Below are 12,158 nucleotides of genomic sequence, written 5' to 3'. Positions count from 1 at the left end.
ACAAAAAAAGAATGGAAAAGCCCGGCAAGTCCGGGCTTTTCGTTTATATGGGTTTACGCACAGCAAAAGATTGGAATCAATTCTTACTTAGGTTCTTCGTAGCTCTTGGAATTTGGGAAGTAGCCTCAGTTTCCCTTCGAACTTTATTATTCTCTACTTTCTATTTTGATCCAAACTTAAAGAACTTCTTCGTTCCAATGTCACAAGTTTTTTGGATCGGACCAATCGTTGCAGACCTCTTAGAAGTATTCTTCATTGGAATATTAGCATCTCTTGTTAGACCAGCACTACCTTACGGGCTTCTAGGTGGACTACTTACTGGGATTTGTTTTTCTATCGCCGCATTTGTAGCTCCAGCTTTAGCAATCTCTCAATTCACTGGTGCCTTTCCTGTAAAACTGATTTGGCTTTGGGTATTCTATCAATCCGTTCTAAGTATATTAGCTTCTCTCGTTTTTACATTCACAAGCGAAGAAGATTAACAGACTCGTTTCGTTCGCCATTTCTATAACTTCATTCCAAATTCTGAAACTCAGGGAGTAAATCAGACCTAGCCCGGGTCCAATTTGTAAAAGGGAGATCCTTTTTCGGTTTTTGTATGAAAACGATCCTTTGGGTGCTAATTTCGCTGTTTACATTCGGAAGTCTATCCGCTGGTCCCAAGGATCAAAATGAGATCCAAAACTTTCCCTTATACTCCTTAGATCTAGAAAGAAAAACGTTATACCAAGAACTCGGACAAATCTCGGAAGAAGACCTGGTAGTCCTAAATTTCACCAGTTCCGACTGCCCTCCTTGTAAAGAAGAGGTGCCCGACCTATTAGAATATTCTAAAAAATGGAACTTTTCTCATCAAAAAAGAAAACTGCATCTTTGGATTATCTTTGTAGGAGATGATCCTAATTCTGTATCCAAACTGGCAAACGAACTTGGGATCAAAAAACAAGCTTCTCTATATTTTGATAGTCTTCAGACAAGTATGAGAATTTTAGAATTTCCCGGAACTCCTACAACCGTAGTGATTCAAAAGAAAAAAGTACTATTTAAAGAATATGGATACACCAAGGAAAACTGGTCCAAACTGATTTCTATTCTGGAAAATGGGAGATAATCCTTTGGAATTTCTTTTTAAGACTAACTTACAATGGAAATCTTTTGATGTTGGAATTCCTAGAAAAAATACTTTTTCTAATCTTCGTTTTGTAGTAGCTCCTACTAAAAAAGGAATTTCGATAATTACTTGCGTTCTATTAATTTTATTTCTTTTCAGCGCCGAACTTCTTTCTAAAGAAACCTCAGTCCAGAAGATCTATATCCATAAACTTAAATTAGAGAATGGAGTTCCCAAATACTTAGAAAGCAGATTTAGAAACGGGATCATCAATTCTATATTAAAAAATTTTGAAGGAAAATTTAACATCGCGGACGACGACTCCTTAGCCGCGCTTCTAAAACAAGTAGAATTGAATCAAAAGTTAAACTGTAGCGACGAGATCTGTATGAAACAAATTGCAGATGCAATCGATGCAGATGAGTTGATCTCGGGGACAATTTTCCAAACGAATAAAGGGTTTAAGATCAATTTAAGATCTCAAAAAAGAGATTCGGTTGCGCTAACCTATACAATCAAGGCCTCTTTTGATCTAGAATTTCCGGAATACCAAATAGATTACTACTCCTCAGAAGCCGGGCGCAAACTAATTGATCCAAGATACGCAATCAATTTTGCAGCCGCATTTCCAGGTTCGGTGGAGAAGGTAGAATTTCCCAGCTTTAAGGGCCAAGACGATAAAACTGGCGAGATCAATGTTCTAAATTTCAAAATAGAAGACCAAGGCGCTAAAAATTTCGTCGAGACAATTAGGCCGAAACTTTCCAAGGCAGATGATCTAGTAAAAGAAAAACTCTATGAGAAATCCATTCTAGAATATGGGGATACATTAAACGCTTTAGAGCAAAGGCTTTCGGAAAGATCCAAAACAGAGATGTCCGATTATCTAAAAAACATCCGAGGGAAAATATCAAATTCATATTTTTTAATATATAAAGATAAGTTTTCCGCAATGGATTTATCTGCGGGGAAAGGAGGAGAGATCTCTGTTTTAAAAAAATTAAGTGAAGAGTATACAGATCTAAAAAAGGAATATACTACTAAAACACCTTCTTCCTTTCGATTGTCTGAATTTGAAAAAGCATTGGATGATCGTATTGAAAAACTGAATTTTCTGGTCTTTGGTCTTCAAGAGAAAGAGGGAGACAGGCTTTACGCGGATTTTGATTTCACAGGTGCTATTTTGAATTATCGATCTGTTCGCAGCGAGCTTATCAAATTAAAATCCGGACCTGAATCTTCTGCATTGAAATCAAGAGTAGAAAGAAAGATCCTAACTTCCGAAACTACAGGACGATCTTATCTACAAAGTAAACTTTCTGGATTATACCAAAGCTTGGAAAAATCTTTTCTTGCGGAAGCATTGGAATCGGATCCTGATCGTCAAAAAAATCATCTAGAAAAAATAGACGAAGGTTTCAAACAGATCCTTGAAATTTTAGCTAGATCTGAATTTGTTTCAGAAGAGCAGATAAAATATTTCAATCATTTCCGGACTAAGGCTGCTCCTCAAGTCGGTAAAAATTTATTCGATCAGGAAAGAGCAAACCTTCTTCTCCATGAAGGAATAGATAAAAAATCTAAAACCCAAGTAGATACCTGCATTAAGTTAGGAGCCAATCCGAATTCGATCCATTCAGATTCAGGCAAAAACGCGGCACAAAGATTGGCGGAAAGCGATACGATCCTGATCAGCCCTGACTCTTTAAAAATTTTAAGAAATTCCATAAAAACGGATCCAGACTTAGATTCAGATTTTTTCGAATCTGTGCGCCAAAGAAAGATAGATGATATCAATCGATTCGTGTTAAAAGGTTCAGACCCAAATACAAAAGATTATTTAGATAATACTCCTTTGCATAAGTCTGCAGGTTTCGGATTTTATGAGGTATCTTCATTCCTTTTGCAGATTGGTGCAGAGTTGAATTCCAAAAATGGAGAAGGAGAAACTCCTTTGCATAGAGCTGTTCTTCATGGATTTTATGAATTATGTACTTTGTTCTTAAGATCTGGAGCAGACCCGAACGCAACTCGAAATGATGGAATGACTCCTTTACATCTAGCCGTTCAATTCCCTGATATTACAAGATTACTTTTACAAAGAGGATCGGATCTGAATTTGAAGAACGACGAGGGCTGGACGCCTGTTCATAAAGCTGCAGAAAGCGGAGATCCAGAATCTTTAAAACTTTTGATCCAAGCTGGCGCAAGAGTAAACGAAAAAGATAATATTGGCTGGACTCCTATGGATTGGGCAGTCCAAAAGAATCGTTATGAAAATCCGAACATTGTAAAAATTCTAAAAAAAGCAGGGGCAGAATGCCAAGTCAATTGTGTAGAGTAATGCGGAGGCTTCTTAAAATTTCCAGGTCTATTTAAAAGCCTGAAATACTTTTAGAATATTCTTCAGGGCTTTTACCAACCATTCTTTTGAAATCTTTTATAAAATGAGCCTGATCAAAATATCCCAACTCCAAAGCTAACTCAACCCAGTCTGTATCTTTGGTAATTCGATCCAAGATCTCGAACATTCTATATCGATTGATCACCCATTTAGGACCAACTCCCACATATTGATTGAAGATACGTTGCAAAGAACGTTTATTCATTCCTGAAAGTTTGACCATATCTTCTACTTTCAAGATAGATCTATCGTTCGAAACTTTTTCGGTCAGCTCATTGATCCAAGTAATCGTCTCATCTTCTTCAGGAAGCCTTTCATATAAAAAATTTTCTGCAAACTGCACAAGCTGGGATTCTGATTCCAATTCGAATACTTCTCTTTCCAATGGTTTTGTGGGAATTCCAAAAACTTCTTCGATTCGGATTGTTTTATCTGTGATCTCCGAAACTGATTTTTTATAAAAAGGATAGAATGCACCTGGCCTGAATTTTATTCCGAATACTCTACCTTCTCCTTCTAACCTTTGTGCAAATCTGCCGCTCACTACTCCGAAAATTTTGGTATTTTCTTTTTCGAAAACCAAATGAACAGAAGGATGAGGAAGATTTTCTTGCACCTTTGGTCCGGATTCTCTCATGTCCCAACGAACAGACCAGTAATGTTCTACGAAAAAACTTAAATCCTGAGAAGGAGCGCTTCTTGTTAAACTCCAATTCTCTCCTGCGAAGGATTTGATGATTCCTTTTGGTTTGTTTAAGTCTGTTTTCAAGATAGAACCCTGGATTTATTCTTCCAAATTCTAGTTGTTTGTCGCGTTTTTACAATCTTTTTGTTTAGTGCTCTGCTATTCTTCTTTCTATAAAAATAAGAGAAGATCAATCGGATCAACCTCGGGAGAAATTATGGAAATCAAAGTTGAAATTTATATAGCAGCTAAACCGGAACAGGTCTGGAACATTTTAGTTTCTAAAGAAGAAAGTAGCAAAATTTTTCACGGGTGTGGGATCGAATCCGATTTCAAAACGGGAAGCAATTACGCTTATATAGGCCCTGGACTTTCAGGAGACAGAACAGTTCATGTGGAAGGAAAAATTTTAGAAATTGTTCCGAATAAAATTTTATCTATGACTCTTTTAGTCGGCTCCGTATACGGAGAACATTACAAAAACTTTGAGTCCAGAACAGTTTATACCTTAGAACCGTACGGTAAGCTGACCAGGTTAAAATTAGTGAACGATCAAATTAAAGAAGGAGATCCTTCTTATGAACGTTCTGCGGATGGAGGGTGGGCCAGAGTTTTATCTTCTATCAAAAGTTTAGCAGAAACCGGAAAACCTTTGGAACTTCCAATGGGAGAAGATTGATTATCTATCTTTGATTCTAGATTATTGAATCGGAGAATTCAATCTACTTTTTCGAAAGTGGCTTTGAATCTCTCCAAATCCCCTTCTAAAATTTTGCGGATCCAATCTGGGATCGGAATCGAAGTTTTATTACGATGATCGTAAGATACTTGGACTGTTTTCGCCTTAGTAAAAATTTCCTTTGTCTCACTGTGTCGGATCAAAGATGTAAAGTCCCAAGACTTATTTCCTATCTTAGAAACGCTGGTCCAAACTTCTATAGGATGAAAAAGTTCTACAGCTTTAAGCATGTCCACTTCCATTCTTGCAAGTAAGAACGGGACATCATAAATATCTTTTGTATTGAACTTCTTGGAGCAATAATCCACTCTTCCTATCTCAAAATAGGACATGTATCTTGCATTATTCACATGAGCGAAAGGATCCAAATCGTTCCATCTGGTTTGGATCGGAGTGATAATCATATTAGAATTGTTTTAAGAACCTGAGATTGCCTGAATGCAAATAGCGGATATCATGGATCCCATATTTCATCATTACCAATCGATCTAGTCCGAGTCCAAATGCGAATCCGGTCCATTCTTTAGGATCTAAACCGTTCAATTTGAAAACATTTGGATGCACCAAACCGCAAGGCATCAACTCCAACCAACCGGATTGTTTACATACGGAACAGCCACTTCCTCCGCAAACCTGGCAATTGATATCCAACTCAAATGCGGGTTCTACAAATGGGAAAAATCCGGGTCTAAGTCGAGTCTTTACTTCCTTCTCAAAAACTTTTGAAAGTAGGACTTCCATCGTATATAGCATATTTCCAGCAGAGATATCTTTTCCGACCACCATTCCTTCTATCTGATAGAAGGATGTTTCGTGAGAAGCGTCCACTTCTTCGTAACGGAATACTCGTCCAGGGCCAATGATCTTGAAAGGTGGTTTCAATTTTCTTAATGCACGGACTTGGATCGCAGAAGTATGTGTGCGGAGAAGGTTTCCATTTTCCAAATAGAAAGTGTCCTGCATGTCCCGAGCTGGATGATCGTCTGTAAAATTTAGAGCGCCGAAATTATTAAAATCCGTTTCTACTTCTGGGCCATCCCAGATCTCGAAACCCATTGAGGTAAAAATGTCCTCTATCTCATATTGAATTTTCGTAATAGGATGTAATGTGCCTGGCTCGCTCTCTCCCTGAGGACGAAGAACATCGAACCATTCCTTTTCTGACTGCTCTCTAAAACCTTTAGTCTTTAGATTTTCCCTAGTTTTGGAAACGATCTCTTCCAAACTTTTAGATAAGTCATTTGCCTTTTGGCCTATAGTTTTCTTTTCTTCAATAGATAAAGAAGCCAGATTTTTGAGTACTGAGGTAAGTTTTCCTTTTTTACCCAAATACTCATTCTTATTTTTGTCGAGATCCGCTTCGTCCACGGAAGATCCGATCAAACGATTTGCTTCTTCAAAAATTTTGTCTAATTCTTCAGATAAATTCATTTTATAGATCCGACCAATTCCTTCAAAGAAGGATAAATTCCGCCGAAAGCCCCATTGGACATGGCTAGGATCAGGATTTTATCCTTCTCGAATTGGGGAAGGATTTTCCGAACTTTCTGGACCAGATCCTTAGGATCCTTACAGTAAAATGGAAGGGTACCTGAATGTTTTGGAAGTTTTAGGATCAGCTTTTTCACGTCCAAACGGGAATCCTTGGAGACCTTTTTAAGATTATAAATCTCGGTAATCATGGTCACAGCAGAACCCTTAAACGCAAAAGAGTATTCCTTTTGGAAAACATTTCGATGAGAAGTAGCACTTCGGGGCTCAAATAAACTTATAATTTTGAAGCCTGGAAATCTTTGCTTAACAGAACGGATCGTTTCTTCGACAGCAACAGGATGGTGGGCAAAGTCCTCAATCAGGATACTTTTTGCAGATTCGAATAAGATTTCTTGTCTACGTTTTACACCTGGGAAAGATTCCAATGCATCTAACAACTTATCTTTTGCCTTAGGAATATTCTCTTTTTTTAATATCTCTTCGCAGACTCTAAGGGCAACTTCCGCATTTCTGTAATTATGATTTCCGAAAAATCCAGGACGGAGAAGTCTCTCTCCAGAGTATAATTCTCCCTTTCTCCAAGCGAGAATCGAATCTTTCTTATTAAATTCAAATGCTTCCGATTTAACGAATTTGGAAGCTTCTCCACAAATCCTTTTTAAATTTGCTGCGCCCGCCCAATAGAAAACTTTTCCGTTACCAGGCACAAGTCTTAATAACCTAGAGAACATTGTTTCGATCTCGCCAATATCCTTAAAGATATCTGCATGATCAAAATCTAATGCATTTAACACTGCATATGTAGGTCTATAATGTAGAAATTTGGAGGCCTTATCGAAGAAAGCAGTATCATACTCATCACCTTCGATTACGAAATAATTCCCATTCGTGAATTCGAAACCTGGAAATCCATCCTTACGAATTCCACCCACGAATAATCCAGGATTTAATCCTGTTTCTTTAAGCAGGTGATGGATTAAGAATGTGGTCGTGGTCTTTCCATGTGTTCCTGCAACAACTACCACTTTTTTACCTGCAAGAATATATCTTTCTAATGCAGCAGACATGGAAACGTATTCCAATCCAGAATTTAAGACTTCTTCTACCTCAGGATTTCCTCTGGAAATTGCATTTCCAACTACAATTAAATCTTTACCCTTAACTCTCTCTGCATCGAAACCTTCTGAGTAAGGGATCCCCCACTCTTTCAATTTATCCGACATTGGAGGATACACTCCTGCATCGGAGCCGGAAACTTCATGACCTAGACTTCTTAACATAGAAGCCAGATTTCCCATGGCGATCCCGCCTATCCCAATCAGATGGATTTTCAATTTAATAAGGTCCTAATAATATTATAAATGAATACAAAGACTAAAGAAATACTTAAAAGGTAAGCGCTTCCAAAGAGAAAGAATATTAGAATTTCTTTAGAGTCGACTCCGCTTACTCTTTTCATTCCAATAAAGGAAAGATAAACAGAATACAAAAACGAAATTCCTATTAATCCCAAGTTGATCGGGCTCGGCAATATCCAAAATACGGAAGAAGCAGAGAAAGCCAAAAATGCCAGAGTCAAAACATCGGCAGCAGGGTAGTTTTCCCCTTTTGTACGGTCCACTTTTCTATAAAAGACTCTGACAACATCATACTGAGAAACTACCAAAAGTAAAACCGGATAGATGATAAGAGATGCGATAACACCGGAGAACGGATTAAAATCCACCTCATCTCCAAAGATAAGATCTAGAATTATTTTGATTAGATTTCCTGCAATCTTGGAAACCGGTGCAAGCACCCAAAGTGCATAATGTAATCTTAATAGTTCTTTTCTACCCAAAGAAGCATTTCGGAGATATAGATCAAAAGCTTCCGTAGGAGCTTTGAATATTTTCTCTAGGAGTGAAAGTTTGGACTTTTCTACTTCCGTGAGTTCTGAATTCGGCGTGATCAAAAACATTATTTTTTCCGAGAAGTATTTGCAGGTTTAGACTTATCAGGTTTTGCAATTGCTTTTGCATCCTTGATTGCCTTAGCCGCAGTCGAGATTTGAGTAAACGCGTTTGCCACTACATAAATCGGAGGTTCTTTAAAATTAGAATTAATAATTCGGATCACAGGAGTTAACTTTTTATCCCCTATGCTGGTTTCCTTATGAAAACGAAATACTATCTCGTTCCCATCAGAAATCAAAACTTTCACGCTCGCTAATGAGAATTCAGACTTCTCCACGTTAGGAGCTAGAATATTTCCAATCCCAAACCCCGCACCATTCTCATCATCCGGAAAAGTTTCTACCTTTAAGCCGGTCATAAATCTATACAGATCTTCGCCTAACTTTGGTTCGAGTAGAATAATCTCTCCCGAAAGTCTGCGCCAAAAATTCTTTTTAACACCATTAGATTCGTAAGGAGTATTATCTATACGGATAGAAGTACCATTTTCATCTATATATGAGATCTCTTTTACATATTCCTTATTCAAGGTCAGAATACTTTTTTGACGAAAGTCCTGAGGACCTTTTTGGAATCTATCAAATAGGTAAGAAGAAGAAGTTAGAATATTTCGGATCGGCCCTTCATGCAAGATCACTCGAGTAGAACCTAAAGAATGTTTTTTTCCGATCCTTAAAGTTTTGGAGACATTTCCAGAATAAAGAACCAATTTAGGAGAATCTTCTCCAACTTGTAAGGAATCTTTGATTTGAATTCCTTCTAAAATTTCTTCCGTACCTTTTACTCTATAAGTCCCGAAATCCCTGACAGTGTTTTCAGAATTATAACCACCTTCGTATTCTATATCTTTTCCGGTTTCAGTATCTTTGTTTATTACTGTAAAAAATTTTTCTCCCTTTTTGATCCCTTCTTTCACTGAGATAGTAAAAGGTTTAGAATAAAATTTATCTCCGGTTTTTTCTATCCATTGTTCACTGGGCGGATAGTATTCGATACGATCTAAAGAAAGTTTCCAGTATTCTATCTCTGTAGCATCTTCCTTTGTTTTTTCTAAAAGAAAGAAGGCCAGAAAAAGTAAAACGACAACTACGCCGAGCAGATAGAGTTTATTTCGCATCTTTCTGTCCGGCCTTTTTACGCTTAATCACATAGATGGAACCAAGGCCAGCAATTAGTCCCGGGAATAAAAACATTCCCAAGATCCAGACTGCTCTTTTTTGCCCATCAGTTAAGGAAACTGTTTCAATCTCTTCTTTTTTAGGAGCGATTGCAGGAAGACTAACGTCTTGGTACATCCAAGTCACGGAAGCACCGGCGAGTTCATAGTTCGCTTCGTATGGAATATATTGATTCGTGATCCAAGAAGTTCCGGAGTAGATCACGATCCTTCCTTCGTCTTCTGATTTTGTTTCAGGTAAAGTAGTAGGAGGCGTATTCGGATCTGGAGAAGGAATAACCGGAGTAGCAGATTTGGTCTTTAATACCAAAGCGATCGGAAGATTTTTTTTCTCTTCTTCCTTCTCTTGTTTTCCATTTCCGTTCTTATCTAAGTAAACATCTCCACCAGTTTCCAAAAGGATAGAAGCATCTAGCTTTATATCAGCAGGATTTGTAGGAGGTTTCTGTTGGAAAAAACCTCCGTACGGAAATACTATCCCTGTATCTTTTTTAGAAAGAGATTCTTCGATTGCATGATCTCTAAAAGCTTTAGTCAGGATCAAACCAGGGGCCCTGCTTGGACTTTGTGAAAGATTTCCTTTCTCAAAAGTGTATCCAGCTTCTTCTAAGAGCCAATCGAAATTTTCCGCTCCCCTTTGCTCGATCGTAATGAAAAGTTTTCCTTTCTTCTTAAAAACAAAATCTAAAATAGAAGCTCTTGCTTCCGGAGAGAATGGAACAGTAGGTCCTGCAATAACCAAAAACTCCGCATCATCCGGAATCTTAGAAGGCCAATTGTTTTGAAAACCAATCCCAGTAGATTTGAAATTCAGAAAAGATAATGCATCCGCAAAACGAACCAGTTTTTCATTCGGAAGATTTTGGAAAGTTTGGGAATATCTTTCTCCGTTCGCTTCCGTGAAATAAACTTTACGTTCCTTAGTAGTCACGTTCATAAAAGCCTGGACCAATCTTCTTTCCAGATCTTCTAACTCGGACTTATCTTTTACTCCGACCTTTTGTTCAGGATACGGCCCTGCTGTTGCACCAGCCTTTCGATAACGTATTAAAATATTTCCGTTAGAAACCTGGCCAAATTCAGCGATCTCATCCAACTCAACATCAGCGTTGATAAACTTTACTTTGAATCCAGGATGAATAGAAGTCATCTGGCTGAGTAAAATTTCAAGATCCGGGCGAATTCTTTTTAAAGCTAAAGAAGAACTTCCATCTGCGTTTCTTGCAGTGCTGTCCAATGGGCGAGGATAAAAAGCAATTACGTCTACTTCGGCACCTTCTGGAATTTCTTTTAAGATCTTTTTAGCTTCGATAGAAAAGGAATGCACTCCTTTAGAGCTTAGATCGAAATTATGATTTCTCATTACAGAAATATAATTTGCTAAGATTAATATAAGAAGAAGTATCCCTGTTCCCAGGAAAAAATCCCTGACAAGGCTTTGTTTTCTTCCCTTAAGACTGGATTGGTTCTCGAAAGAACTTCTTTCCCATTCTCTTAATATTCCTAGAAATACACTTCCTAATACGAAAAGGACCAAGAAGACCAAAAGGAATTCTCTTAAGTTTGTGATCCAAACAGGTGCAGTTCCACCTTTTTGCAAAGAAAGATCTTCTAAATATACTCTAAGAAAATAAATTCCTAAGGAAATGATCCCAAGTCCTGAAGAGATGAGTAAGTTAATTTCTTTATCTTCTTTTTTGGAGCCTATATATGATAAGAATCCGGATCCAGCAACGATAGAGATTACTAAAATTGATGTCGCCCATCTAAGTCCCGTACTTGAAAAAGATTCATAGATAGGAAAAAAGAGTAATAAAGAAACAATAGATGCCCAGGATAGAATTCTGGAAATTAAATTTGATTTCATCCTCTCCATCTCCTAGATTCCAAAACTTTTACGGTCAGATACAAAAAGAAGATCGTTCCGCTGATAAAGAAAACGGTACTGCTCAAAGGGAGCACTCCTTTCGAAAAACTGATAAAGTGAGTGAATATATGCAAGTGGAACAGAACACTTCTAGTTGCAGCATCGAATAAATGGGAGAAGTATCCGATCACCCAGAGAGTTAACAAAATTGCGATCGAAATCAGAAGAGAGATCATTTGGTTTTTTCCCAAACTAGACCCAAACAAACCTACTGCAAAAGTAAAGAGTCCGAGCAAGAATACTCCGATCGTTCCTGAAGCAACTATATATAAAGGCGCTTTCCAAAAGAAATACAAGAATAAAGGAAAAAGTCCATCCACTGCAATAGCGATAATCGCACAAACGAAGGTTCCGAATAAAAACTTACCTATTACGATCTCCATATCTGAAATCGGCGCAGTAAATAGGAGCTCCAACGTTCCTCTATTCTTTTCTTCGGTTATAGAGCCCATTGCAACGATTAACATCGCAATCAACATCGTACTCATAAAAGAGATAAAAGTGATAATTGTGGTTTCGGTATAATTTGTTCCTGAGTTAAAATTCAAAATTAATACGAATAATGAATTTAAAAACGCAGTTCCGCCTAAAACCAAAGGAGCTAAATAGGTACCAAAAAATACCCTGACTTCTTTCCAGAAGATCCATTTAATATTTCGAAACATG

The 12,158-nt window shown here is 37.6% G+C and carries 12 protein-coding genes; 4 read left to right on the top strand and 8 right to left on the bottom strand.

Features of this window, described 5'->3' with window-relative positions; all coding sequences use genetic code 11:
• Positions 1-47: 47 nt before the first annotated feature.
• The 3 genes from B1C82_RS11915 to B1C82_RS11905 all read left to right on the top strand — a co-directional run bounded on the left by B1C82_RS11915 (position 48) and on the right by B1C82_RS11905 (position 3,455).
• Positions 48-482, top strand: a complete 435-nt coding sequence (locus B1C82_RS11915; RefSeq protein WP_167373768.1) for a hypothetical protein — start codon at positions 48-50, stop codon at positions 480-482.
• Positions 483-598: 116 nt separating this feature from the next.
• A complete protein-coding gene (locus tag B1C82_RS11910) occupies positions 599-1,111 on the top strand; it encodes a TlpA family protein disulfide reductase (RefSeq protein ID WP_086447773.1) in 513 nt (170 codons plus the stop codon).
• A complete protein-coding gene (locus B1C82_RS11905) occupies positions 1,101-3,455 on the top strand; it encodes an ankyrin repeat domain-containing protein (RefSeq protein WP_234008286.1) in 2,355 nt (784 codons plus the stop codon). Before B1C82_RS11910 ends, B1C82_RS11905 begins: the two co-directional genes overlap by 11 nt.
• Positions 3,456-3,486: 31 nt before the next feature.
• Here B1C82_RS11905 and B1C82_RS11900 read toward each other — a convergent pair whose 3' ends face one another.
• Entirely contained in the window at positions 3,487-4,284 is a 798-nt protein-coding gene (locus B1C82_RS11900) for a helix-turn-helix domain-containing protein (RefSeq protein WP_086447772.1), read from the bottom strand.
• Between the two features lie 133 nt (positions 4,285-4,417).
• On the opposite strand from B1C82_RS11900, the gene B1C82_RS11895 reads away from it, so the two are divergent.
• Entirely contained in the window at positions 4,418-4,879 is a 462-nt protein-coding gene (locus B1C82_RS11895) for an SRPBCC domain-containing protein (RefSeq protein WP_234008285.1), read from the top strand.
• 38 nt (positions 4,880-4,917) lie between these two features.
• On the opposite strand, the gene B1C82_RS11890 is transcribed toward B1C82_RS11895, so the two are convergent.
• The 7 genes from B1C82_RS11890 to B1C82_RS11860 are packed head-to-tail and all read right to left on the bottom strand — an operon-like array spanning position 4,918 to position 12,157.
• A complete protein-coding gene (locus tag B1C82_RS11890) occupies positions 4,918-5,343 on the bottom strand; it encodes an acyl-CoA thioesterase (RefSeq protein ID WP_086447771.1) in 426 nt (141 codons plus the stop codon).
• Between the two features lies 1 nt (position 5,344).
• Positions 5,345-6,370, bottom strand: a complete 1,026-nt coding sequence (gene pheS / locus B1C82_RS11885; protein WP_086447770.1) for a phenylalanine--tRNA ligase subunit alpha — start codon at positions 6,368-6,370, stop codon at positions 5,345-5,347.
• On the bottom strand, positions 6,367-7,767 hold the full coding sequence (locus B1C82_RS11880; RefSeq protein ID WP_086447769.1) for a UDP-N-acetylmuramate--L-alanine ligase: 1,401 nt from the start codon (positions 7,765-7,767) through the stop codon (positions 6,367-6,369). The genes pheS and B1C82_RS11880 overlap by 4 nt, the downstream gene beginning before the upstream one ends.
• A complete protein-coding gene (locus tag B1C82_RS11875; RefSeq protein ID WP_086447768.1) occupies positions 7,764-8,393 on the bottom strand; it encodes a hypothetical protein in 630 nt (209 codons plus the stop codon). The genes B1C82_RS11880 and B1C82_RS11875 overlap by 4 nt, the downstream gene beginning before the upstream one ends.
• Positions 8,393-9,505 (bottom strand): DUF4340 domain-containing protein, encoded by a 1,113-nt coding sequence (locus tag B1C82_RS11870; protein ID WP_086447767.1) that lies wholly within the window; start codon positions 9,503-9,505, stop codon positions 8,393-8,395. Before B1C82_RS11870 ends, B1C82_RS11875 begins: the two co-directional genes overlap by 1 nt.
• Entirely contained in the window at positions 9,495-11,432 is a 1,938-nt protein-coding gene (locus B1C82_RS11865; protein WP_086447766.1) for a motility-associated ABC transporter substrate-binding family protein, read from the bottom strand. Before B1C82_RS11865 ends, B1C82_RS11870 begins: the two co-directional genes overlap by 11 nt.
• Entirely contained in the window at positions 11,429-12,157 is a 729-nt protein-coding gene (locus tag B1C82_RS11860) for an ABC transporter permease (RefSeq protein ID WP_086447765.1), read from the bottom strand. The genes B1C82_RS11865 and B1C82_RS11860 overlap by 4 nt, the downstream gene beginning before the upstream one ends.
• Position 12,158 lies beyond the last annotated feature (1 nt).

The sequence above is a fragment of the Leptospira venezuelensis genome, assembly GCF_002150035.1.
GTDB classification, from domain to species: Bacteria; Spirochaetota; Leptospiria; order Leptospirales; family Leptospiraceae; genus Leptospira_B; species Leptospira_B venezuelensis.
Note: the sequence above shows the minus strand (reverse complement) of the source record. Positions and strands in the feature narration are given on the sequence as shown.